The 22863-nt window shown below is 61.7% G+C and carries 21 protein-coding genes and 1 other annotated feature; of the genes, 11 read left to right on the top strand and 10 right to left on the bottom strand.

Annotated elements, in window-relative coordinates; genetic code table 11:
• Window positions 1-90 precede the first annotated feature (90 nt).
• The 6 genes from hisA to hisG form a co-directional block, all read right to left on the bottom strand.
• Window positions 91-837 carry a 1-(5-phosphoribosyl)-5-[(5-phosphoribosylamino)methylideneamino]imidazole-4-carboxamide isomerase gene (gene hisA / locus ACM3N8_RS00940; RefSeq protein WP_241278785.1) on the bottom strand — a complete coding sequence of 249 codons (747 nt, stop codon included), beginning with the start codon at window positions 835-837 and terminating at the stop codon, window positions 91-93.
• A gap of 5 nt (window positions 838-842) precedes the next feature.
• Window positions 843-1466, bottom strand: coding sequence for an imidazole glycerol phosphate synthase subunit HisH (gene hisH / locus ACM3N8_RS00935; protein ID WP_241278784.1), 624 nt, complete (start codon window positions 1464-1466; stop codon window positions 843-845).
• An 85-nt stretch (window positions 1467-1551) separates the two neighbouring features.
• A complete protein-coding gene (gene hisB / locus ACM3N8_RS00930) occupies window positions 1552-2661 on the bottom strand; it encodes a bifunctional histidinol-phosphatase/imidazoleglycerol-phosphate dehydratase HisB (RefSeq protein WP_290018278.1) in 1110 nt (369 codons plus the stop codon).
• Window positions 2662-2672: 11 nt separating this feature from the next.
• Complete coding sequence (gene hisC, locus ACM3N8_RS00925) at window positions 2673-3773, bottom strand: histidinol-phosphate transaminase (RefSeq protein ID WP_416015302.1); 1101 nt, start codon at window positions 3771-3773, stop codon at window positions 2673-2675.
• On the bottom strand, window positions 3770-5080 hold the full coding sequence (hisD, locus tag ACM3N8_RS00920) for a histidinol dehydrogenase (protein WP_098984093.1): 1311 nt from the start codon (window positions 5078-5080) through the stop codon (window positions 3770-3772). The genes hisC and hisD overlap by 4 nt, the downstream gene beginning before the upstream one ends.
• Window positions 5081-5092: 12 nt before the next feature.
• Window positions 5093-5989: an ATP phosphoribosyltransferase gene (gene hisG / locus ACM3N8_RS00915; protein WP_043134870.1), complete on the bottom strand. Its 897-nt coding sequence runs from the start codon at window positions 5987-5989 to the stop codon at window positions 5093-5095.
• A 29-nt stretch (window positions 5990-6018) separates the two neighbouring features.
• Window positions 6019-6143, bottom strand: a sequence feature (His leader region).
• 186 nt (window positions 6144-6329) lie between these two features.
• On the opposite strand from hisG, the gene ACM3N8_RS00910 reads away from it, so the two are divergent.
• The 7 genes from ACM3N8_RS00910 (at window position 6330) to rnd (ending at window position 14132) form a co-directional block, all read left to right on the top strand.
• Entirely contained in the window at window positions 6330-6572 is a 243-nt protein-coding gene (locus tag ACM3N8_RS00910) for a hypothetical protein (RefSeq protein WP_043134867.1), read from the top strand.
• A gap of 67 nt (window positions 6573-6639) precedes the next feature.
• Window positions 6640-8550 (top strand): ATP-dependent DNA helicase, encoded by a 1911-nt coding sequence (locus ACM3N8_RS00905; RefSeq protein ID WP_416015301.1) that lies wholly within the window; start codon window positions 6640-6642, stop codon window positions 8548-8550.
• A 334-nt stretch (window positions 8551-8884) separates the two neighbouring features.
• Complete coding sequence (gene tsaB / locus ACM3N8_RS00900; protein WP_043555648.1) at window positions 8885-9583, top strand: tRNA (adenosine(37)-N6)-threonylcarbamoyltransferase complex dimerization subunit type 1 TsaB; 699 nt, start codon at window positions 8885-8887, stop codon at window positions 9581-9583.
• Window positions 9584-9684: 101 nt separating this feature from the next.
• Window positions 9685-10200 carry a Slp family lipoprotein gene (locus ACM3N8_RS00895; RefSeq protein WP_416015300.1) on the top strand — a complete coding sequence of 172 codons (516 nt, stop codon included), beginning with the start codon at window positions 9685-9687 and terminating at the stop codon, window positions 10198-10200.
• A gap of 8 nt (window positions 10201-10208) precedes the next feature.
• Complete coding sequence (locus ACM3N8_RS00890) at window positions 10209-11060, top strand: alpha/beta fold hydrolase (RefSeq protein ID WP_416015299.1); 852 nt, start codon at window positions 10209-10211, stop codon at window positions 11058-11060.
• 198 nt (window positions 11061-11258) lie between these two features.
• Window positions 11259-12938 (top strand): long-chain-fatty-acid--CoA ligase FadD, encoded by a 1680-nt coding sequence (gene fadD / locus ACM3N8_RS00885; RefSeq protein WP_103470893.1) that lies wholly within the window; start codon window positions 11259-11261, stop codon window positions 12936-12938.
• An 81-nt stretch (window positions 12939-13019) separates the two neighbouring features.
• On the top strand, window positions 13020-14132 hold the full coding sequence (rnd, locus tag ACM3N8_RS00880) for a ribonuclease D (RefSeq protein WP_416015298.1): 1113 nt from the start codon (window positions 13020-13022) through the stop codon (window positions 14130-14132).
• A 57-nt stretch (window positions 14133-14189) separates the two neighbouring features.
• On the opposite strand, the gene ACM3N8_RS00875 is transcribed toward rnd, so the two are convergent.
• From ACM3N8_RS00875 to dusC, 3 genes are all read right to left on the bottom strand, one after another.
• Window positions 14190-14948 carry a substrate-binding periplasmic protein gene (locus tag ACM3N8_RS00875; protein WP_416015297.1) on the bottom strand — a complete coding sequence of 253 codons (759 nt, stop codon included), beginning with the start codon at window positions 14946-14948 and terminating at the stop codon, window positions 14190-14192.
• Between the two features lie 94 nt (window positions 14949-15042).
• Window positions 15043-15411, bottom strand: coding sequence for a TraR/DksA family transcriptional regulator (locus tag ACM3N8_RS00870; RefSeq protein ID WP_241278776.1), 369 nt, complete (start codon window positions 15409-15411; stop codon window positions 15043-15045).
• A gap of 97 nt (window positions 15412-15508) precedes the next feature.
• Window positions 15509-16453, bottom strand: a complete 945-nt coding sequence (gene dusC / locus ACM3N8_RS00865; protein ID WP_241324924.1) for a tRNA dihydrouridine(16) synthase DusC — start codon at window positions 16451-16453, stop codon at window positions 15509-15511.
• Window positions 16454-16629: 176 nt separating this feature from the next.
• Between dusC and ACM3N8_RS00860 the strand changes: the two genes are divergently transcribed.
• The 4 genes from ACM3N8_RS00860 (at window position 16630) to ACM3N8_RS00845 (ending at window position 20893) form a co-directional block, all read left to right on the top strand.
• Window positions 16630-17007, top strand: coding sequence for a YbaN family protein (locus ACM3N8_RS00860; RefSeq protein WP_042871295.1), 378 nt, complete (start codon window positions 16630-16632; stop codon window positions 17005-17007).
• A gap of 132 nt (window positions 17008-17139) precedes the next feature.
• Window positions 17140-17685: an adenine phosphoribosyltransferase gene (gene apt / locus ACM3N8_RS00855; protein ID WP_043134853.1), complete on the top strand. Its 546-nt coding sequence runs from the start codon at window positions 17140-17142 to the stop codon at window positions 17683-17685.
• A gap of 179 nt (window positions 17686-17864) precedes the next feature.
• The gene (gene dnaX, locus ACM3N8_RS00850) at window positions 17865-20438 is read left to right on the top strand and encodes a DNA polymerase III subunit gamma/tau (RefSeq protein ID WP_416015296.1); all 2574 of its coding nucleotides are present in this window, start codon (window positions 17865-17867) and stop codon (window positions 20436-20438) included.
• A 125-nt stretch (window positions 20439-20563) separates the two neighbouring features.
• Entirely contained in the window at window positions 20564-20893 is a 330-nt protein-coding gene (locus tag ACM3N8_RS00845) for a YbaB/EbfC family nucleoid-associated protein (protein WP_042037688.1), read from the top strand.
• A 305-nt stretch (window positions 20894-21198) separates the two neighbouring features.
• Here the strand turns inward: ACM3N8_RS00845 and ACM3N8_RS00840 are convergent, their stop codons facing one another.
• Window positions 21199-22521, bottom strand: a complete 1323-nt coding sequence (locus ACM3N8_RS00840; RefSeq protein WP_290018266.1) for a YjiH family protein — start codon at window positions 22519-22521, stop codon at window positions 21199-21201.
• Window positions 22522-22863 lie beyond the last annotated feature (342 nt).

Genomic DNA, 22863 nt, shown 5'->3' with positions numbered 1-22863 from the left:
GACTTACCCCGACTTATCTCTGGATGGAGAGATACCTGCCCGACCCCTGTGGCCAGGCAGGCTCTCATGTCACGGTGGCTGATCAAACCGTCAATCTGGCGTGCCGTTGGCCCAGCAGGTGATGGCGTCACCCACGGAGAATTTGCCCTCCAGCAGGGCACGGCCGAGGATGATCCCCTTGACCCCGGAGCCCTTGAGCGCCTCTATGTCCTGGATCCCGCCAATGCCGCCCGAGGCCTGAAAGGCCACGCTCGGGTAGCGGGCACAGAGATCCCGATAGAGCTCGACGTTGGTGCCCGCCAGGGTGCCATCGCGGCTGATGTCGGTGCAGAGCACATGCTTGAGACCGACCGGCAGGAAGCGCTCGATCAGCGCCTCTATGGTCACGCCGCTGTTCTCCTGCCAGCCTGCCACGGCGATATGGCGATTGCCCTGGGCGTCGATATTGACGTCCAGCGCCAGCACGATTTGCTCGGGGCCATACTTCTCCATCCAGCTCGCCACCAGATCCGGGGACTTGACGGCGGTGGAGCCGATCACCACCCGGCTGGCACCGGCGGCCAGCAGATCCGCCACATCCTGCTCGGTGCGCACTCCGCCGCCCACCTGTACCGGCGCCTCGGTGGCCGACAGCAGCTGGGTCAGCAGGGGGAGTTGGCGGGCCTGTGTCTCTTTGGCACCGTCCAGATCCACCAGGTGCAGTTGCACCGCCCCCTGGGAGACATATTCGTCAAAGCGGGCCTGCGGGCTGTCGCTGTAGGCGGTCTTCTGGTCGTAGTCACCCTGATAGAGGCGAACCACCTGACCCTTGATAAGGTCAATTGCAGGAATGATCATCCTTGTCATAGCTCCAAAAAGTTTTGCAGTAAACGGGCTCCCGCTGCGCCTGAGCGCTCCGGGTGGAATTGGGCGCCGAAGAAGTTGTCCCGCCCGACGATGGCGGTAAAGGGCGTGCCATAGTCACAGGTGGCGAGCGTCGCGTCTGTCACCTCCAGGGCGTAGGAGTGGACGAAGTAGAAGTAGCTGCCGCTCGGGATGCCCTTGAGCAGGGGATGGCGCTCGTCGTGCTCAATCTGGTTCCAGCCCATGTGGGGCAGGCGCAGCTTGCCCACCTCCATCAGCCGGATCTTGCCCGGCACTATGCCGAGGCAGTCGATCAGATCGCCGCTGCTGCCATCTGCACTCATGCTCTCTTCGGACGCCTCCGCCAGCATCTGCATGCCGAGGCAAAAGCCCAGCAGCGGCTGTTTGGCGGCGCGGATCAGGGGCACCAGATTGCGCTCGTTGAGGTTTTTCATGGCCGCCACGGCTGTGCCGACCCCGGGCAGGATCAGCTTGTCGGCACTCTCGATATCGGCCGCCTTGCTGGAAACCAGGGGCTGCACGCCGAGGCGCTCGAACGCCATTCTGACCGAGGCCAGATTGGCGCAGCCGGTGTCGATGATGACCAGTTTCTGAGTACTCATCGTGTGCCCCTACCCATGTCGATTGGCGAGATCCGCACCATCAATGCGGTATCGATAATCACCAGCTTTTGAGAGTTCGTTGCCATTACAAAACTCCCTTGCTGGAGGGGAGCTCGCTCCCTTCCACCCGGATGGCCTGGCGCAAAGCGCGGCCAAAGCCCTTGAACAGCGCCTCCACCTGGTGGTGGGTGTTGCCGCTGCCGACCTTCATCTGCAATGTGATGGCCATGGCGTCCGACAGGGAGCGGAAGAAGTGGGGCACCATCTCGGTGGCCATCTCGCCCACGCTGTCGCGGCCAAAGCCGCTCGGGCAGTCAAACACGAAGTAGGGGCGACCGCTCAAGTCCAGGGCGGTACTCACTTCCTGCTCGGTGAGCGGGCGGGCATCGATCACCGCCTGTACCTCATCCATCGCCAGCACGAAGCCGAAACGGCCTATGCCGCGCTTGTTGCCGAGCGCCTGGCGCATGGCCTGACCCAGCGCCAGCCCCACATCTTCCACAGTGTGGTGATCGTCGATGTGCAGATCGCCGCTCACCTTCAGCTTGAGTCTGAAACCGGCGTGGGTCGCTATCTGATCCAGCATGTGATCGAAGAAGCCGATGCCGGTGGCGATCTGGTTGCCGCCGATCTTGTCGAGATCCACCGCCACCTGGATGCGGGTCTCCTTGGTGTAGCGCTCCACTTCGGCCACGCGTCCCTTGGACAGCAACTGATCACGGATGGCGAGCCAGTCGTGATCCTGCGGCTGATAGCGAATGCCACGGATGCCCATGTTGTCGGCGAGCTGCAGGTCGGTCTGTCTGTCACCAATCACGAAAGAGTTGGCGAAATCGATGCGACCGGAGGCCAGATACTCCTTCACCAGTCCCAGATTGGGCTTGCGGCAGCTGCAGCCGTCGGTCGGGAAGTGCGGGCAGATCAGCACCTGTTCCCAGTGGACCCCTTGCGATTCAAACAGGTGCATCATCAGGTCGTGGGGCGGCTGGAAGTTTTCCAGCGGCAGGCTGGCCGTACCCAGCCCATCCTGGTTGGTCACCATCACCAGCACGTAACCGGCGGCCTGCAGCTCGCGCAGTACAGGGATCACCATGGGTTCGAAGCGCAGCTTGGCGAGGCTGTCCACCTGCTTGTCGGTCACCGGCTCTTCAATCAGGGTGCCGTCGCGGTCGATAAACAAAAACGGGGTCTTCATCAATGACATCCTTATACGCTGGCGGCAGACGGGTTGTTGAGTGGCATCCGGTTGGCCGAGACGTCTCGCAATACTGCGATCACGGCGTCCATTTCGCCCTGATAGCCGATGGTGATGCGAATGCTGTTGTCCAGGCCCGGCTTGGTGGAGAAATCCCGCAATATGATGCCGGCGGCCTTCATGGCGGCAAAGACGGTGGCGCCGTCAACGAAGCGCACCAGTATGAAGTTGCCCTTGTCCTCGAAAAGCTCCCGCACGCAGGCCAGGCTGGCCAGCTCGGCCTTGATCATCGCCTTCTGCTTGTTGAGCTCGGTGACCCGCTCCTGCATCAGCTCCAGTCCCATGGGGGAGAGCGCCTGCGTCGCTATCTGGGCGATGGGATCCGGGATGGGGTAGGGAGCTATCACCTTGGCCAGCATGGCGATCACCTCGGGGCTCGCCAGCGTAAAGCCGCAGCGGATCCCGGCCAGGGCAAAGGCCTTGGAGAGGGTGCGGGTCACCACCAGATTGGGGAAACGGGCCAGCAAGTCCACCACGGACGCCTCTGGACAGAACTCGATATAGGCCTCGTCGACCACGATAATGGCGCGTTTTCTGGCTTTCTCCAGCAGGGCGATCAGGCCGTCGCGACCCATCAGATCCCCGGTGGGGTTGTTGGGGGAGCAGAGGAACACCAGCTTGACGTCGGAGAGGCGGTCGGCGATGGCGGCCCAGTCCGGCTGACGGCTGGCAGTCAAAGGCTGTTCGACGATACCCACGCCACAGGTCTCGGCACTGATGGCGTACATGCCGTAGGTGGGCGGGCAGATCAGGATCTGATCCTGCCCCGCCTCGCAGAAGGTGCGAACTAACAGCTCTATGGCCTCGTCGGCGCCCCGGCTCACCAGCACCTGACTTGGGCTAACCCCCGCATAGGCGGCGTAGCCGTTGATCACCTCGGCCGGTTGGGGCTCGGGGTAGCGGTTGAGGCGACTCCCCTCGATGGTGAAGGGGTAGGCCTGGGGCGCCTCGTTGGCATTGAGCCAGATGTGGCCCTTGCCGCCGATGCGGCGGGCGGATTGGTAAGGGGTGAGGGCCCGCACCACGCGGCGGGCCAGATTGACGATGCTCATGACAAATCCTTTTGCGGCTGGTTTGAAAGTGCGCTCAACCTGAGGGTGACGGCGTTTTTGTGGCCATCGAGCCCTTCTGCCTGGGCGATGCGCTGGACTATGGGGCCGAGCCCCTGGATGCCCTCGACGCTGAGCTCCTGCACAGTGTAGCGGCGCTGGTAATCGGCCAGCCCCAGGCTCGAGCAGGTGCGGGCGTAGCCGTAGGTGGGCAAGGTGTGGTTGGTGCCGCTGGCGTAATCGCCGACCGACTCCGGTGTCCATGCCCCAAGGAAGATGGAGCCGGCGTTCTCGAGCTTGCCAAGCAGTTCCCGTGGCGCCCGGGTCTGCACTATCAGGTGCTCCGGCGCATAGGCGTTGGAGATGGCGCAGGCCTCGTCCAGGCTGTCGCAGAGGATCACCAGGCTGGCGCCCAGCGCCTTGGCGGCGATCTCGCGGCGGCTGAGCCGGGCCAGCTGGCCCTTGATCTCGCCGGCAATGGCATCGGCCAGCAGGGGTGAGGTGGTGACCAGCACCACCTGACTGTCGGGGCCGTGCTCGGCCTGGGAAAGCAGATCTGCAGCCACGAAGGCTGGATTGGCGCTCTCGTCGGCAATCACCAGCACCTCGGAGGGGCCGGCGGGCATGTCGATGGCGGCGCCGCGCCAGTCACGGGAGACCTGGCCCTTGGCCTCGGTCACGTAGGCGTTGCCCGGGCCGAAGATCTTGTCCACCTTGGGGATGCTCTCGCTGCCATAGGCCATGGCGGCGATGGCCTGGGCGCCGCCGATGGCGAATACCTTCTCGACGCCGCAGGCGCGGGCGGCAAACAGTATCTCGTCGCTGGCCGGCGACGGGGTGCAGAGCACCACCTCACGGCAACCAGCTAGGCGTGCCGGAATTGCCAGCATCATGACGGTGGAGGGGAGCGGTGCACTGCCCCCCGGCACATAGAGACCGACCCGGCTGATGGGCTGGGTGCGCAGCTCGCACACCACGCCGGGCTGGGTCTCGACCCGCACCACCGGCTGCACCTGGGCGGCGTGGAAGGTGCGAATATTGGCAATCGCGGCTTCGATGGCACTCTTGATGTCATCATCCAGCCGCGCACAGGCGGCCTCGATTTCGGCCTCGCTGACCCGCAGTTGTTCACGGGGGGCGCGTTCGAAACGCAGGCCGAGCTCGCGCAGGGCCTCGTCGCCACGGCTGCGCACGGCTGCGATGATCTCCTTGACCACGGCGCCTATGTCCGCCTCGTCATTGAGGGCGGGCCGGGTCAGCACGTCGGTTTGCTGGGCGGGGGAGAGGGTCTTCCAGATCAGGGTCTGCATGGTGTCCCCTCCTTATTCCATCATTTTTTCGATGGGCAGCACCAGGATGGAGCTGGCACCTAGGGCCTTGAGCTGCTCCATGGTTTCCCAGAACAGGGTCTCGCTGGATACCACGTGCAGCGCCACCTGATTGGTGTCACCGGCCAGCTGCATTATGGTAGGGCGCTCGGCGCCGGGCAGCAGATCCGTGATGGCATCGAGCTTGTCTTTGGGGGCGTGTAGCATGATGTACTTGCTCTCGCGCGCCTGTTGCATGCCCTGGATGCGGGGCAGCAGCTTGTCGATCAGCTTCTGCTTGGCCTCATTCAAGGGGTTGGGGGCCTGCACCAGCACCGCCTTGGAGCGGTAGATCACCTCCACCTCTTTGAGGCCGTTGGCCTCCAGGGTCGCGCCTGTGGAGACCAGATCGCAGATGGCATCGGCCAGACCAGCGCGCGGCGCCACTTCCACCGAGCCGCCCAGCATGACGCTCTTGAAATTGAGCCCCTTCTCATCGAAGAAGCGCTTGAGCAGACCTGGGTAGGAGGTGGCGATGCGCTTGCCCGCCAGGCTCTGCGGCCCCGTGTAGGCCACATCGTCCGGCACCGCCAGCGACAGGCGGCAGCCCCCGAAATCGAGCTGCTTGAGGGTTTTCACTTCCGCGGGCAGCCCCTGGGAGGCGCGAATGAGCTGCGCCTCTTCCAGCACGTTCTCACCTATGATGCCAAGGTCGACCACCCCTTCCATCACCAGACCGGGGATGTCGTCATCACGCACCCGCAGTATGTCGATGGGCATGTTTTCCACATGGGCGATAAGGCGCTGCTCGCGCAGGTTGATCTTGAGGCCGCAGCTCTTGAACAGGGCTTGGGAATCCTGGCTTAGACGACCGGACTTTTGCATGGCGATACGCAGGCGTTGTGTTTCCATTTGCTCGATTTCCTTCTAGTCAAAAACGAAAAAACCCTCGGAAGTATGTGCTTCCGAGGGTTTATGAATCTTGCGGTCCTTTTGGAAGTCACCAGTTAAGTGTCTTCCAGCAGTCAACCTCCTGAAAGACTAGTCGGGATGATGATGGTGGTGATGAGTCTTCAGCAGGGTGAACTTCATGTAACTAATCCTTTACAAATAAGATGTCGTAGTTGACGCCCGATTTAAACTACCTTCCTTGACGGAAAAAGCAACTCGAAAATGTGATTCCATCGATTAAAGTTGAGAAAACGGTTTCTTGGTCGATAACTAGACAAGATGCCCCAGAGGAGGCGAGATCATGCCCAGCCAGGACCTGTTGTTTCCCATTTTGCCGCGGGCGCCAGCGACCCCGAGTCCTGACGACATCAAGCGGGAAGTGACCCAGATCAGCCAGAAGCACCAGTTGCGCAAGACCAGCACCGACAACGGTGAGTCCCAGCAGCGCCAGCAGGCCTACCCCTCTGCCAAACGTGATCAGCCAAAGCCCGAAGAGGACGATCACAAGCCGGATCCCGAGCACCAGATCGATCTCTTCGTCTGAACGCATTATCAGTCCCGCTTTCACCGCATTTTTGGCATAATGCCCGCTTTTGCTGCGGGACGCCCTTTTGACCATCCAGACCCTGTTCAAGCCAGATGGCCCTCTGGCCAGCCACATTGACGGCTTTGTTGCCCGCGCCCCGCAACTGGCCATGGCCGAGGCCGTCTCCAGCGCCATCAAGAGCGGTGGCCGTCTGCTGGTGGAGGCGGGCACGGGCACCGGCAAGACCTATGCCTATCTGGTGCCGGCGCTGGAGTCCGGCAAGCGGGTGGTGATCAGCACAGGCTCCAAGAACCTGCAGGAGCAGCTCTTCTATCGCGATCTGCCTACCATCACGGGGGCGCTCTCCTACACCCCGCCGGTGGCCCTGCTCAAGGGGCGCAGCAACTACCTGTGCATAGAGCGCATGAATCGCCTGCTCAGCGAATCCCATCTGCAAAAGCCGGAAATCCTCAACGATCTGGTCAAGGTCAAGTCCTGGTCCACCGCCACCGACAACGGCGATGTGGGTGACATTCCGGGTCTGCAGGAGAACGCCGAGATCCTGGCCCACGTCACCAGTACCAACGACAACTGCCTAGGCCGCGACTGCCCCTATTACGACGACTGCCATCTGGTGGTGGCCCGCCGCCGTGCCATGGATGCCCAGGTGGTGGTGATCAATCATCACCTCTTCTTCGCCGATATGGCGGTGAAAGACACGGGATTTGGCGAGCTGGTGCCCGAAGCCCAGGTCTATGTGTTCGACGAGGCGCACCAGTTGGCGGAGATCGCCACCAACTACTTCGGCAAATCGGTGGGCAGCCGCACCATCCAGGATCTGGCGCAGGATATCCAGCTGGCCTATCGCGCCGAGGCCCACGACATGGGGCAGCTTGGCAAGGCAGCGGACCGGCTCTCCATCGCCAGCCAGGATCTGCGCCTCGCCTTTGGGGTGGACGGTGGCCGTGGCAATACCCGCGACATGTTGCGCCAGCCGCTCTGGGCCCAGGCGCTGGCCCGCCTCAACGATGCCCTCGGGCTCTGTTACGAGGTGCTCAAACTCGCGCTGGGGCGCGGTGAGCAGCTGGATCACTCCTTCGAGCGGATCTGCGAGCTGCGCGCCCGCCTTGGGGAGGTGTTGACTATCAACCAGACCGGTTTCTCCTACTGGTATGACTGCTCACGGCTGCACTTCTCCCTCAACATCACCCCGCTGTCGGTGGCCGAGCGCTTTGGCGCCGAGGTGCTGCGTCCCGAGGTGGCCTGGATCTTCACCTCCGCCACCCTGACGGTGGACATGCGCTTTGATCACTTTGTGGCTGAACTCGGGCTCGCGGGCAGCGCCGAGCTCATCCTCGACAGCCCGTTTGATTACGCCGAACAGGCGCGGCTGTGCGTGCCCCGTTTTCTGCCCGAGCCCAACGCCTTCGGGCGGGGCGAGCAGTTGGCCCAGCTGATGATCCCCCTCATCAACAAGACGCCGGGGGGTTGCTTCTTCCTCTGCACCAGCCATCAGGTGATGCGCCAGGTGGCCGAGGTGCTGCGCCGCGAGATAGGCCGCACCGTGCTGCTGCAGGGGGAGGACAACAAGCAGCGGCTGCTCAAGGAGTTCGTGGAGAATGGCCGTGCCGTGCTGGTGGCTACCAGCAGCTTCTGGGAGGGGATAGACGTGCGGGGAGCCGCGTTGTCGTGTGTTATCATCGACAAGCTGCCGTTTGCCAGCCCCGACGACCCGCTGCTCAAGGCGCGAGTCGATGATTGCAAGCTCAAGGGGGGCGATCCCTTCGCCGAGCTCCAGTTGCCCAAGGCGGTGATCGCGCTCAAACAGGGGGTGGGACGGCTCATTCGTGATCGCAGTGATCACGGTGTACTCGTCATCTGTGATCCACGCATGGTCAACAAACCCTACGGCGCCACCTTTATCAAGAGTCTGCCCGCCATTCCCCGTACCCGGGAGCTAGGGACGCTGGGGAGTTTCTTCGATCGCGGTGAATAAGACTGCCGGTTATGTGCCCTGCACTCGGGAACTGGAAACGCTGGGAAGCTTCATCGATCGCGGCGAATAAGACGGCCGGTTATATGCCCTGCACCCGGGAACTAGCAACGTAGGGAAGCTTCTTCGATCGTGGCGAATAGGTGCCCCGCTGATGGGTATCCAGTGGCCTGTTGACGGCAGTTAAGGCTATTTTTTCAAGAGATGCAGCGGCCACGCAGCCCGTATCGAGGTTTTTCATCGAGCCGCTTGCAGATAGATGACAGAATTGAACAACGGGCGAGCACAGCTTGCTTGCCTGTTATGTAATTGACTGATTTTATAGAGATTGGAAAGCATGAACGAGTTGAAGATCCTGGCCGTTGATACCGCCACCGAAGCCTGCTCCGCCGCCCTGCTGGTGGGTGACAAGCTGTTCTCCCGCTGGGAAGAGGCGCCGCGGGATCACACCCGCAAAATCTTGCCCATGGTTCAGGCTGTGTTGGACGATGCCGGGATAGCCTTGAGCGAGCTCGATGCCATCGCGTTCGGGCGTGGCCCGGGTTCTTTCACCGGCGTGCGGATCGGGATCAGCGTGGCCCAGGGGCTGGCCTTCGGGGTTGGCGTGCCGCTCATCGGCATCTCCACTCTGGCCGCCATGGCGCAGGGGGCTTATCGGCTGGAAGGCGCCGAGCGGGTGTTGACCGCCATCGATGCGCGCATGGGGGAGGTCTACTTCGGTCAGTACGCGCTGAAGGATGGCCGCATGCAGCTGGTGGGTGAGGAGGTCGTGAGCGATCCGGCTGCGCTGTTGGCGTCTGGCCCGCTGGCGGGTCGCTGGGCCCGTGTCGGCACCGGCTTTGAGACCTATGGCGAGATCCTGGGTGGTCTGGCCGAGGAGGTTGTCATGAGCCAGGTACGCTTCCCGGCGGCCGTCGACATGCTGCCGCTGGCGCGTGCCGCCTTGCTGGCGGGGGAGGCTGTACCTGTGGAGCAGGCCACCCCGGTATACTTGCGAGACAAGGTAACCTGGAAAAAATTGCCGGGTCGCGAATAAGGGCAGGAAGCGGCATGCCTGTCGCTCCTGCCGTAAACCAGGATCCCCATGCCGGACAGGGTCTGGTAACAGGTTCGGTATTCGGCAAACAGGAGAGTGACATGATGAAACGTGCGATTGTGATAGGGGTAGCTGGCTTGTTGCTCGGCGCGTGCAGCTCCGTGCCCAAGGAACTGGCCTATGAGCCGGAAAGCCAGCTGGTGGCGTATCAGCCAGCCCTGGCTGGTCAGGAAGGCAAGCCGGCGCGTTGGAGCGGGGTCATCTCGGCGGTGCATAATTTGACGGAAAAGAGTGTCATCGAAATGGTTTATCTGCCGCTCAAACCCAACGGCGTGCCGGAGCAGACCGAGCAGAGCCCGGGTCGGTTCTTCGCTGTCATGAAGGGCTTCGTCGATCCGACCCTGTATGCCAAGGGGCGCAGCCTGACGGTGCTCGGCACTGTCGACAAGCCGGTGGATGGCCAGATTGGCCAGCACAAGTATCGCTTCTCCGTGCTCGATGTCAGCTCCAGCAAGCTGTGGCCGCCGGTGAAGGAGGTGGAGATCCGTTACATGGACCCTTACTTCTACGACCCCTTCTATGATCCCTTCTGGCCGAGACGGCCGCTGCGTCGCTAAGGTTGCTCATGACACTCATCATGCAGGAGAAAATGGTCACCCTGACCGATGGTCGCCGGGTGGCCTTGCTTGACAACGAGCAGCAGGGCAAGCCGCTGCTGATCGCCTTGCACGGCTGGCTCGACAACGGCGCCAGCTTTCTGCCTCTGTCCCCCTATCTGGCGGATTTTCATCTGATCTGCGTCGATCTGCCGGGCCATGGCCACTCGGATCACAAAACCACCCCCTATGTCTTTGTCGACTGGCTGGACGATCTCTACCAGATCGTTCAGGCCGCAGGCTGGTCGCATTTCAGCCTGCTCGGTCACTCCCTCGGGGCGCTGATCGCCTCCGCCTATGCCGGTGTCTTTCCCGAGCAGGTGGAGCGGCTCATCATGCTGGAGGGGCTGGGCCCCTTGAGCCAGCCCGATGAGGAGGTGCCGGCCCAGCTGCGGCGGGCGATGTTAAATCGCAGCCGCACCCGTGAGCGGGTCTCCAATGGTTTTGCCTCCATCGAGGAAGCGGTAATGGCCCGTTGCAAGGTGGCGGACATTGCCCCGCACGCGGCGCGGCTTATCTGTGAGCGACAACTGGTGGAGCGGGCAGGGCGCTGGCATTGGCGCAGCGACCCCAGATTGCGGGATCTGTCGCCACTGCGCATGAGCGAAGGCCAGGCCCAGGCGTTGATCCGGGCCATCCGCTGCCCTGTGCTGTTTATCCGGGGCGAGCAGGGCTTTGCCAGCCTGCTGGCGCAGTGGCAGTTGCGTCATGGCGCATTCGAGCGAATAGAAATGGTCGTTTTAGCGGGAAACCATCATTTTCATATGGAAAATTCGGTCGATACCGCCGTTTGTATCGAAAAATTTTGTCAAATTCGGTAGAATCACCGGCTTTCAATAATTCCAGGTTTGTCTTCCCCCTCACACTTTTCCGTTGTTAATTTGCTGTTAATTGATGTTGCCCTATGTAAATATGTGCGGCATTAGAGCATGAGCTTAAAACAACCGATTTAAATGGATGTGAACAGGGACGGAGGCAACACAGTGAGCGCACAGGTGCTAGTTATGCAGGAGAAGTTCGTGGAAAAAGTCTGGCTGAAGCGTTATCCGGAAGGGGTCCCCGCCGAGATCAACCCAGACCAATACAGCTCCCTGGTCGACATGTTTGAGGCATCGGTGACCGAGTTTGCCGATCAGCCTGCCTTCGTCAACATGGGGCAGACCATCACCTACCGCCGACTGGAAGAGCAGTCCCGCGCCTTTGCCGCCTACCTGCAAAACGAGCTCAAGCTCAGTCAGGGTGATCGGGTGGCGGTGATGATGCCGAACCTGTTGCAATACCCCATCGCCGTGTTCGGCATACTGCGCGCCGGCATGATAGTGGTGAACGTCAACCCGCTCTATACCCCGCGCGAGCTGGAGCATCAGCTCAAGGACTCTGGCGCCAAGGCCATCGTCATCGTCTCCAACTTTGCCCATACCCTAGAAAAAGTGGTCTACGACACCCCGATCAAGCATGTCATCCTGACCCGCATGGGCGACAACCTGGGGCTGGCCAAGGGCACGCTGGTCAACTTCGTGGTGAAATACGTCAAGAAGCTGGTGCCCAAATACAATCTGCCCCACGCCAGCACCATGCGTCAGGCCCTCTCCAAGGGGCGCTACCTGCAGTACATCAAGCCCGAGATCACCAACGACGATCTCGCCTTCCTGCAGTACACAGGCGGCACCACAGGCCTCTCCAAGGGGGCCATGCTGACCCATCGCAACATGATCGCCAACGTCGAGCAGTGCCTCGGCGTCTACGGCCCCATGCTGGAGCGGGGCAAGGAGTTCGTGGTCACGGCACTGCCGCTCTACCACGTCTTCGCCCTGACCGTGAACTGCCTGCTGTTCATGCGCATGGGGGGATACAACCTGCTCATCAGCAACCCGCGCGACATCCCGGGCTTCGTCAAAGAGATCAGAAAATACCCCTTCACCTGCATCACAGGGGTCAACACCCTGTTCAATGCCCTGGTCAACAACGGCGAATTCCAGTCGATGGATTTCAGCAAGCTGAAGCTGACCATAGGGGGGGGCATGGCGGTGCAACGGGCGGTGGCCGAACAGTGGAAGGGACTGACCGATACCCCGCTGCTGGAAGGTTATGGCCTGACCGAGTGTTCGCCACTGGTGAGCGTCTGCCCCTACGATCTGCTCGACTACAACGGCTCCATCGGTCTGCCGGTTTGCTCCACCGACATCCGGCTGGTGGATGATGCCGGTCAGGTGATCACCGAGTTTGGCAAGCCCGGCGAGATGCAGGTGCGCGGTCCCCAGGTGATGGTGGGTTACTGGCAGCGTCCAGAGGCTACTGCCGAGGTGATGCAGGATGGTTGGCTCTGTACCGGCGACATCGCCGTGTGCGACGAGCAGGGCTTCTTCAAGATCGTCGATCGCAAGAAGGACATGATCCTGGTCTCGGGTTTCAACGTCTATCCGAACGAGATCGAGGATGTGGTGGCGCTTCACCCCAAGGTGCTGGAAGTGGCGGCGGTCGGCGTGCCGCACAAGGTTTCCGGCGAGCTGGTGAAGATCTTCGTGGTCAAGAAAGATGCAAAACTGCAGGAGGACGAGATTATTGCCCACTGCCGCACACATCTGACTGCCTATAAGGTGCCGAAACTGGTAGAATTTCGCGACGAACTTCCCAAGACCAATGTGGGCAAGATCCTGCGCCGCGTGCTGCGCGACGAGGAAATTGCCAAGCAGCAATAGCGGGCGATGCACCGCTGTCATGCAAAACCGTGGGTCATGCCACGGTTTTTTCTTTTGGCCCTGATCAACGCGCAGGCAAAGATGCACTATCAACTCATTTCACAGCAAGCCGAACTGGAACAGTATCTCGCTTCCCTGGCCGACGTTCCCCTGGCCATAGATACTGAATTCGTCCGCACCCGCACCTATTACCCCCAACTGGGCCTGTTCCAGATCTATGATGGCGAGCATCTGGCCCTGCTGGATCCTCTGGCCCTGGATCTCACCCCTCTCTGGCAACGGCTTGGTCGGGCAGAGCAGATCGCCATATTGCACGCCTCCGGCGAAGATCTGGAGCTGATCCAGCACGAGGCCGGCCATCTGCCCAATCAGATGCACGACACCCAGCTGGCGACTGCCTTCCTGGGGCACGGCGTCTCGGTGGGCTTCGGCGCCCTGGTCAAGGAGTTCCTCGGGGTGGAGTTGGAGAAGGATCAGGCCCGTACCGACTGGCTGGCCCGTCCGCTCACCGAGCGTCAGCTCGAATACGCTGCGGCCGATGTGTTCTACCTGATGCCGCTCTACGAGAAGGTGATGGCCCGGCTGCACGAGAGCGGCAAGTTTGCCTGGTTCGAGCAGGAGTGTCAGAACCACTCGGCCCGCAAAACCCAGGGCAGCGATCCCCGTCAGGCCTATCTCGAGATCATCAATGCCTGGCAACTGGGGCGCCGTGAACTGGCCATACTGCGCGAGCTGGCCGCCTGGCGTCAGCAAGAAGCGGTACGGCGGGATCTGGCCCTCAACTTCGTGGTCAAGGAGCTGCACCTGTTCAAGGTGGCGGAGCGCAAACCCACGTCGCTGCGCGATCTCAACGAGCTGGGGCTGGCTCCTATCGAAATCAAGATCCACGGCAAGCGGATGCTGGACATAGTCGCGACGGCCCAGCAGAGCGACCCTGCGAGCTGGCCAGAGCCCATTCGCCGGCTGGTGGATTATCCCCAGTACAAGGCCGAGCTCAAGCGCATCAAGGGGATGGTGGAAGAGAAGGCCAAGGCCAGCAACATTCCGCCGGAACTGGTGGCGAGCAAGAAGATCATTCACCAGTACTTCACCTGGAGCTGGCGCATGAGCGATGAAGAGCGCGCTCGCGCCGACAAGCCCATGCTGCTGCAAGGGTGGCGTCATGAGCTGGTAGGTCACCTGCTGGCACAATAAGCGACACAGTCAACAATGGGCCCGATGGGCCCATTTTTTTATCTGTCTCACTATGCCTCACTGCAGCGGGTAGCGGTAGCGTGCTAGGATCTGCCCATATTCCGGGCTCTGCAGCAGCGCCCGGATGGCCTCGTCGAGCCGTTGCAACTGCTGGGGCGTGGTGGTGCGGCGGCTCAACATCAGATGGACCGGGGTCTGCTGGATAGTGAGCAGTGTGGCCAGCTCATCGAGTGGCATGCCAACGAGGCTCAGTTCCTGCAGCCCCATGGGATCCATGACCACACCCTGGATGCGGCCTGCCAGCAGCAATTTCACCAGCTGGTCCAGCCGCAGCCTGACGAGCAGGCGATCTTTCAGCTGGGGAGATTGCATGAAGGCACGAAAATCCACGCCATAGTCAAAGTCGCGCAGCATGCCTATGGTGAATTCGGTGCGAGGCAGCAGATCGGAGAGCTGGGCTATCCCCTGCCAGCGTGACGCATCCTGGCGCCGGATGAGCAGCACAGTCTCTTCATTGCGATAGGGAATGGAAAAGCGGGCGAACTGTTCGCGCTGGGCGGTTTGACTGGCTGACATGGCCAACTGTATGGAGCCGAACTCCAGCTCGCGCAGCACGCGGGCCCAGGGCATCTCGCTGTAACTGGCGTCAAAACCGGCCCGGCTGAAGATGGCCTCCAGCAAGTCGATGTCCAGCCCCTGCAACTGCTGCTGTTCATCGCGAAAGCTGAACGGATGCCAGCTTGACCAGCCCACAACCAGTGACTCCTGTGCCCAGACGGTGCAGCACAGACACCATAACAACAAGACTCTGTACACGGATCTGTCCCTGTTCAGCGTGGTTGTTGTTGATTATTGGATAGAAACGGCAGGCTGACCAGCCCGGAAGCGAGGATGCACGAATGTGCATCCCTCAGAGTTCGTGGGCGTGGAATCCCTTGCGATAGCGGGCTTCGCAGCGCGGACAGCGTTGCAGGGTCGGATCCTGTTCTAGTTGTTCGATGGCAAGCGGCTCTTCGCAATCGGAACAGAGGCCATAGAGACCCAGATCCATTTGACAGAGGGCGGCATCGATCCGCTTGAGGCTGGCCACGCTCTGCTCCACCTTGGGCAAGTCGAGGCGACTGGTCAGATCCACCAGCTGATCCCGTTCGCAGTGATCCACTTTTTCCGCCCACTCGTCACGCCGACAGGCTTTGAGCTGACCGATCAACTCATCTCTTACTTGCGCCCAGTCAGTCAGCAGGCGATCACGCCACACGGCCAACCGAGCTTGCGTCATTTCACACACACTAGCCCCCAACAGACGAATTACAAATCCAGGGCAGTATAGGGAGACGACAGGATTATCAAGATGATATGCGTCAAGTAAAGGACGGTTAGATCACAGTTTTCGAGGCTTGCAGCAAGGCCTCCCGGATGGGATCCGTCTCTTTGTGCAGCCGGATGTCGCGAAACAGCAGATCGGCTTGCGGGTATTCCCGCTTGAGGTAGCTGAACCACTGCTTGATGCGGCTGGGGTAGTAGTCCGCCTTCTCGCTGGCCAGATCCTGTTCCGTGTAGTTCACCATCAGCTGCAGCACCTGGGCCCAGCTCATGTGGGCGCAACCCGTCTTCATCACGTTGGCTAGGTTGGGCAGGGAGATGGCGCCGCGCCCGACCATGAGGGCATCACAGCCGGAGACGCTGGCACAGGTCAGCGCATCCTGATGATCCCAGATCTCGCCGTTGGCGGTGACCGGGATGGGCAGGGCGCGGCGGATGGCGTCCACATACTCCCAGTGGGCCGGAGCCTTGTAGCCTTCGCGCTTGGTGCGGGCATGCACCGCCAGCTCGTTGGCACCCGCCTGATAGACGGCCTGGGCGTTCTCCAGGTAGAGATCCTTGTCATCGTATCCGAGGCGGATCTTGGCGCTGACCGGCAGGTGGGCAGGCACAGCCTCCCGTACCGCCTTGACGATGCGGTAGATGGTGTCGGGCTCTTTGAGCAAGACGGCGCCCCCCTTGCTCTTGTTCACCGTGGGGGCGGGGCAGCCGAAGTTGAGATCGACTCCGGGGGAGCCGAGTTCGATGGCGCGCACCGCGTTCTCGGCCAGCCATTCGGGGTGTTGCCCCAGCAGTTGCACCCGTACCGGGGTGCCGGCGCGGGTCTTGCCGCCCTGCTTGAGTTCGGGGCAGAGGCGATAAAACACCTTGGCAGGCAGCAGCTGATCGACCACGCGGATAAATTCGCTGACGCAGAGGTCGTAGTCGTTGACGGAGGTGAGTACCTCCCGCATCAGGTGATCCAGCACCCCCTGCATGGGGGCCAAAATAACGCGCATAGCTGCTTCCGAAGACAAGGGGAGAAAAAAGAGCGCAGATTGTAGTGGTAATGGCCGGTCTTGTCAGCCGTCAGCCCACTCGTTGAGCGTAATCAGCCGCCGTTCGCGGGGCTGGGCTGTCAGCTTTCGGGCCAACTCTGTTAGGCTAAGCAGAGCTGGATGGAAGAGGAGCGGCCATGAAACGTTGGTGTCTGATGGGATTGGGCTGGTTGGCATTCGTCACCGGCATCATAGGAATCGTGTTGCCCCTGTTGCCGACCACCCCCTTCATGTTGTTGGCGGCGGCGCTGTTTGCCCGCTCGTCCCCCCGTTTTCACCGCTGGCTGCTGGCTCACCCCTGGTTTGGCCCCCCCATCGCCGATTGGCAGCAGTATCGTGGCATTCGCCGCCACGCCCGGCGCCGGGCCATCATCTTCATCCTGCTCTCCTTCTCGGTGTCGCTGGCGGTGGTGCCCCTGCTGTGGGTCAGGCTGTTGCTCATTGCCATAATGGTGATCCTGCTCACCTGGTTAATGCGTCTGCCGGTACTGGAGCCAGTTGCAATGGCGAAGTGAAGTCCCTAAGCTATTGCGGCAATAATGCTATGGAGTCGGCCTGTCATTTTGCGTGACGGGCCTTTTTATTTCCCGCTGGCGGGAATCGAGAAATACGGCCACGCCTGGGCTCAAAAAATAAGCGGTCAAACAATGAATCCGGATACCCTGAAATTTATCGAAGCGAGCATCAAGACCATCCCCGACTATCCGAAGCCGGGCATTCTGTTTCGTGACATCACCAGCCTGATAGAGAACGCGGAGGCCTTCAAGGCCACCATCGATCTGCTGGCTGAGCATTATCGTGATCAAGGGATCACCAAGATCGTCGGCACCGAGGCCCGCGGCTTCATCTTTGGTGCGCCGGTCGCCTTCGCCATGGGCCTGGGGTTTGTGCCGGTGCGCAAGCCGGGCAAGTTGCCCCGCGACGTGATCGAGGAGTCCTATGCCCTCGAATACGGTACCGACACCCTGCAACTGCACACAGATGCCATAGTGCCGGGTGACAAGGTGCTGGTCGTCGATGATCTGCTGGCCACCGGCGGCACCGTCGATGCGACTGTCAAGCTCATCCGCCGTGCCGGTGGTGATGTGGCCGACGCGGCCTTCATCATCTCCCTGCCATCTCTGGGCGGCGATGCCCGCCTGACGGCGGCCGGCATCAAGGTCGTCTCACTGGTCGAACTGGCCGGCGAGTAATCCCCCAGGATGCAACGCAGGCCTCGTCAGCCTGCTGCGTGTCCCGAAACCGGTGCCCATCCGGGCATCGGTTTGAAATTCAAGCGATCCCTCCCGACCTCGCCGATAGCCGATACAGCCCGCCTGGCATTTGTGTTAGCATTCTGCCTCAATGCCTTGTCATCCCTGCATCGAGACTTATGAGCTATCAGGTTCTGGCGCGTAAATGGCGCCCCCATACGTTTGAACAAGTGGTAGGCCAGCACCATGTGCTGACCGCCTTGACCAACGCCCTGGATCAGGGACGGCTGCATCACGCCTATCTGCTGAGCGGTACCCGTGGGGTTGGCAAGACCACCATAGCCCGCATTCTGGCCAAGAGTCTCAATTGCGAGCAGGGGATCAGCAGCCATCCGTGCGGTGTGTGCGACACCTGCCGCGAGATCGATCAGGGCAATTTTGTCGATCTGCTGGAGATCGATGCGGCATCCCGCACCAAGGTGGAAGACACCCGCGAGCTGCTCGACAACGTGCAGTACCGGCCGGCCCGTGGCCGCTTCAAGGTCTACCTCATCGATGAGGTGCACATGTTGTCGCGCCACAGCTTCAACGCCCTGCTCAAAACCCTGGAAGAGCCGCCCCCCTATGTGAAGTTCCTGCTGGCCACCACGGATCCGCAGAAGCTGCCCATTACCATCCTTTCCCGCTGCCTGCAGTTCCATCTGAAGAGTCTGGATCAGACCCAGATCGCCAAGCAGCTAGAGTGGGTGCTGGATCAGGAGGGGCAACCGTTCGAGCCGCGCGCCCTGCTGGCCTTGGCCAAATCGGCCGACGGCAGCATGCGCGATGCCCTGAGCCTGACCGATCAGGCGCTGGCTCACGGTAATGGCAGCGTACGCCTCGAGAGCGTGCTGGCCATGCTGGGGACGCTGGATCATCGCCACCTTCACCAGTTGCTGGAGGCTATCCTGCGCCAGGATGCCCCGGCGACCATGGCCAAGATCACCGAGATTGCCACCCTGGGTCCCGATTTTGATCAGCTGCACGCCGAGCTGGAAGGGCTGCTCCATCGCATCGCCATGGCCCAGCTGCTGCCCGCCACAGTACAGGAGCAGGGGGCTGATGCCGATGCCCTGTTGCAGCTGGCCCAGGCCATGAGCCCGGAAGAGGTGCAGCTCTGCTACCAGATAGTGCTGGGGGGGCGCAAGGATCTGCCCTGGGCGCCCGATGGTCGCACCGCGCTCGAGATGACTTGCCTGCGCATGCTGGCGTTCTCGCCGCGCCGTGAGGCCGTGCACCCGGCCAACCTTGCTGCGCTGCCGCCCGGACTTGCCGTGGCAGGAAGGACCGCACCGGCCCCGCTGGGAAAGCCACAGGGGGTTGAGCCAGCCCCCGCTTCGGCCACAGCGACTGTGGCCCAACCGGCTGTATCTGGTGATGCTCCGCCCCCCACGCCGGGGGAGCACGCCCTTGTGCAGGCCGAGCCTGTCATCCCCTCTGCTGCGGATGAGCAAGAGAACGCCAGCGACGCGCTGAGTGCGCCGCTGTTTGCCGAGCAGGACGAGTTGCTGCGTGAGGCGCAGCAGATGGGCTATGAGGGATCCGCTGGCGCGAGTGAGCCAATGGCCTCCGTCTGCGAGAATAACTCAGCGATGCAGGACGTCTCATTGGCTGCACCGCCATCCTCCGAGCCTCATATGGAGGCGGCTCCCGTTGCCGAGCCGGAAGCTGCGCCCTCAGCCGCGTCCAGCATGCAGAGCCTGCTGGGCAAGCGCAATTTGCTGCGCAGCCGCCTGCGTGAGCCAGGAGCCCCCGCCGTTGCGTCTGCACCTCCTCGCGTTGCGCCCACCCGGCCGGTGGCGGCCCCCGAGGCCGACCCGATCGCGCAGCCGGTTGCGGCGCCCGCATCCCCCGCTTGGCAAGCCGCCGCCGTGGCGCCGGTCCAGCGTTCAGCGGTAGCGGGTTATGAGGATCTGCCGCCGCTCGATGCCTATGACGACAGTGGCAGCGACTATGAAGAGTATCTGAGCCAGGGCTTTAGCGATGCCGCTGCCAGTGCGCCCATGCCGAACCGGGTGCCGACGGCCAGCGCTGGACCTGCTTATGGTCAGGCTGCCCCGGCTCAGGCTCCCGCCAGAGCGAGTCCCAACCCGGACGATCTGCCGCCCTGGGATCTGGACGGTACGCCGGCCGCGAGGGCGCAGGTAGCGCCTGCCGTGCCCAGCCCCAGCGCCGCCCCCGCGACGCCCCGGGTTGCTGCTGCCAGCGAACCACAGCCGGCGGCGGCCTCCGTGATGGAGACCATCGACTGGGATGAACTGGAGAGCGACAGTCAACCCGAGGAGGGGGAAGAGGTCGCCAGACTGATCCCGTCCTCCTTGCTGGTCAACTGCGGCGATCCCTGGGCCGAGTTGATTGCCCGCACCGGGGTCGGTGGCCGGTTGCGTCAGCTGGCGATCAACTCCGTCATGAGCCAGCAGGGAGACACTGTGCTGCTGACCCTCAAGCCCGAGCAACGCCACCTCATCAGCGATCGGGCCCGCGCCGATCTGGCCGAGATCATAGGCCCCGAGCTGGGTCAGGCCGTGCAGGTGGAGGTGACCCTGGGCCTGGTGCCCGAGCAGGAGACGCCGCTGGAGATAGAGCATCGCCTCTATCTGGGCGTGCGCGAGCAGGTAAGCCGGGATCTGGAGCAGGATCCCAACGTGCAGTTTTTAGTTCAGCGATTCGGCGCCGTGCTCCACCACGAGAGCATAGAGCCGCTCAGCAATTGAATTCGATGCTTAATACCCATGCCGGGCTTTGTGCCCGGTTGAAAAGCGGTTTGCTTGTCCCCATCTAGGACAGACAAGCCCACAGCCCGGCGCTGGATGCCGGATTTCAAGACGAGAGACGACATATGTTTGGTAAAGGTGGAATGGGGAACCTGATGAAGCAGGCCCAACAGATGCAAGAGCGCATGCAGAAGATGCAAGAGCAGCTTGCCCAGATGGAAGTGGTCGGCGAAGCCGGTGCTGGCATGGTCAAGGTCACCATGGCCGGCAGCCACAGCGTGCGTCGCATCGAGATCGACCCGAGCCTGATGGAAGATGACAAAGAGATGATCGAAGATCTGGTCGCTGCCGCCGTCAACGATGCCGTTCGTCGTGTGGAAGAGCAGAACAAGACCAAGATGGGCGAACTGACTGGTGGCATGCAACTGCCCCCGGGCATGAAGCTGCCCTTCTAAGGATGTCAATCCAATGCTTCGACAGGGGCGCGGGCTAAGAGCCAGATCGGTCTGATGTTCCCGCGATGTGGCGCAGGGTGGGTGTTTCATTCGTTCCCCATCTGGCATGGCAAGCCCCATCAAGCATGACCAGAACGCAGTTGATGCAGGCACTCTGTATCAGCTGCGTTTTTTTATGCGTGCGTGCCAATCCAGCCCCTGTTGCGGCAGGAGCCATGGCTGCTGCGCAAAAAATGAAGGCGCCCTCGGGCGCCTTCCTGACTTGTGCACGCGCTTGCGCTTTATCACCAGCGTTGCCACCTCGCTTAACTCAGCCAGCCTGCCGCCATGGCCAGCTTGCCGCAGAGTGCGGCTAGCACTATGCCGAGCAGGGTGCGCAGGAACCAGATCACCACCAGCTGGCTCACGCTCACCGGGATCCTGGTGGCCAGGATGCAGGGAATGGAGGCGGAGAAGAAGAGGACAGAGCTGACCGAGACCACTGCGGTGACATAGCGCACCAGCAGATCCGCGTCCTTGAGCAGGATGGCGGGCAGGAACATCTCCGCCAAGCCGGCCGAGAGCGATCTGGCGGTCTCCAGTGGCTCGCCCAGATCAAGCAACCAGGTCAGGGGCCAGAGCAGCCAGCCCAGCAGATCGAACAAGGGGGTGTGCTGTGCCAGCAGCAGGCCGAGCAGGCCGACCGACAATATGGTGGGCACCACGGCGGCCGCCATGCTGAGGCCATCTTTGAGGTTGTCCTGCAACTGGCGCAGCACTGGGTCCGCCTGACGGGATTGAGCCAGCCCGGATGCCAGCGCGGCTTGCCAGCGGCGCATGCCGGCGGGCAGTGGCTCATCGGTCTCCCCGTGATGGGCCATGTTGGAGATGGGGGGCACGCGCGCCAGAATGGCGGTGATGACAAAGGTGATCACCAGGGTGGACCAGAAATAGAAGTTCCAGTGTTCCATCAGATTGAGGGTCTTGGCCACAATGATCATGAAGGCGGCCGACACGGTGGAAAACCCGGTGGCTATGATGACGGCTTCCCGCACCGTGTATTTGCCCGCGAGGAAGACCCGGTTGGTGATGAGCAGCCCAACCGAATAGCTGCCGACGAACGAGGCCACCGCATCGATGGCGGAGTGTCCCGGTGTGCGCCATAGCGGGCGCATCACGGGCTGCATCAGTACCCCGATCAGTTCCAGCAGGCCGAAGCCGAGCAGGAAGGTGAGGGCCATGGCACCTATGGGTACTATGAGGCCGACCGACATGGCCAGCTTGTCGAACAGAAAGGGCAGGCGATCCGGGGTCATCAGCCAGGCCGGTCCCAGCTCGGCGACATGCATCAATGCCAGCCCAAGACCGAGCAGCTTGAACAGGCTCAGGAGCCGGTCGATGGGACGCGCGCGCCAGCGGCCATCCAGCAGCGGAGTCACGGCCCCATAAGCGATCAGCAGCAGGATCAATCCCACCGCCAATGGCCGCTGTGCCATCAGCAAGCCAGCCAGATGATCCACTAGTATGGTGCTGCGTCCCGCCAGCTCGAACGGGATGAAAAAGATGGCGATGCCAAGCAGGCTGGTCAGCAACAGCTTGATGCCGGCACCTGATTTTGTGGGGGCTATGAGTACATTGTCCTGTTCCATACTGTCATTTCTCCTTGGGGTGTGACACCTGCCCGACATCTGACCGAGCTAATTGTATATACAATATCGTCACCGGCTCATAAATTAAACACAAAATTAACCAATGTGAAACATTGGCACTTTGAGTCCGGCATGAGAGGGCGAGCGGATGACCACGTCGATGGCGAGCTGGGTGCAGGGGAGGCAAAGGGTGGCGAGTGGGGTAGCCAGCCTGGCTGGGTAGATGGGCAGTAAAAGGGAGGCTCGCGGTTAGACAAGATGTGGCGCTGTCGTGTGGGCATCGCCAGACCAAGAATAACTAGGCCAGGGGAGGCAGGGGGCAGGAGCTTTATTGGAACCGGG

Origin of the sequence: Aeromonas sp. A04 (assembly GCF_047780465.1) — a bacterium.
Classification (GTDB): Bacteria; Pseudomonadota; Gammaproteobacteria; order Enterobacterales; family Aeromonadaceae; genus Aeromonas; species Aeromonas bestiarum.
This window is presented reverse-complemented; position numbering and strand designations above follow the sequence as displayed.

Excerpts from the sequence above, each read along its gene's own strand:
- hisA (WP_241278785.1), bottom strand. The coding sequence starts at position 837 with ATGATCATTCCTGCAATTGACCTTATCAAGGGTCAGGTGGTTCGCCTC.
- hisH (WP_241278784.1), bottom strand. The coding sequence starts at position 1,466 with ATGAGTACTCAGAAACTGGTCATCATCGACACCGGCTGCGCCAATCTG.
- hisB (WP_290018278.1), bottom strand. The coding sequence starts at position 2,661 with ATGAAGACCCCGTTTTTGTTTATCGACCGCGACGGCACCCTGATTGAA.
- hisC (WP_416015302.1), bottom strand. The coding sequence starts at position 3,773 with ATGAGCATCGTCAATCTGGCCCGCCGCGTGGTGCGGGCCCTCACCCCT.
- hisD (WP_098984093.1), bottom strand. The coding sequence starts at position 5,080 with ATGCAGACCCTGATCTGGAAGACCCTCTCCCCCGCCCAGCAAACCGAC.
- hisG (WP_043134870.1), bottom strand. The coding sequence starts at position 5,989 with ATGGAAACACAACGCCTGCGTATCGCCATGCAAAAGTCCGGTCGTCTA.
- ACM3N8_RS00910 (WP_043134867.1), top strand. The coding sequence starts at position 6,330 with ATGCCCAGCCAGGACCTGTTGTTTCCCATTTTGCCGCGGGCGCCAGCG.
- tsaB (WP_043555648.1), top strand. The coding sequence starts at position 8,885 with ATGAACGAGTTGAAGATCCTGGCCGTTGATACCGCCACCGAAGCCTGC.
- ACM3N8_RS00895 (WP_416015300.1), top strand. The coding sequence starts at position 9,685 with ATGATGAAACGTGCGATTGTGATAGGGGTAGCTGGCTTGTTGCTCGGC.
- ACM3N8_RS00890 (WP_416015299.1), top strand. The coding sequence starts at position 10,209 with ATGACACTCATCATGCAGGAGAAAATGGTCACCCTGACCGATGGTCGC.
- rnd (WP_416015298.1), top strand. The coding sequence starts at position 13,020 with ATGCACTATCAACTCATTTCACAGCAAGCCGAACTGGAACAGTATCTC.
- ACM3N8_RS00870 (WP_241278776.1), bottom strand. The coding sequence starts at position 15,411 with ATGACGCAAGCTCGGTTGGCCGTGTGGCGTGATCGCCTGCTGACTGAC.
- dusC (WP_241324924.1), bottom strand. The coding sequence starts at position 16,453 with ATGCGCGTTATTTTGGCCCCCATGCAGGGGGTGCTGGATCACCTGATG.
- ACM3N8_RS00860 (WP_042871295.1), top strand. The coding sequence starts at position 16,630 with ATGAAACGTTGGTGTCTGATGGGATTGGGCTGGTTGGCATTCGTCACC.
- apt (WP_043134853.1), top strand. The coding sequence starts at position 17,140 with ATGAATCCGGATACCCTGAAATTTATCGAAGCGAGCATCAAGACCATC.
- dnaX (WP_416015296.1), top strand. The coding sequence starts at position 17,865 with ATGAGCTATCAGGTTCTGGCGCGTAAATGGCGCCCCCATACGTTTGAA.
- ACM3N8_RS00845 (WP_042037688.1), top strand. The coding sequence starts at position 20,564 with ATGTTTGGTAAAGGTGGAATGGGGAACCTGATGAAGCAGGCCCAACAG.
- ACM3N8_RS00840 (WP_290018266.1), bottom strand. The coding sequence starts at position 22,521 with ATGGAACAGGACAATGTACTCATAGCCCCCACAAAATCAGGTGCCGGC.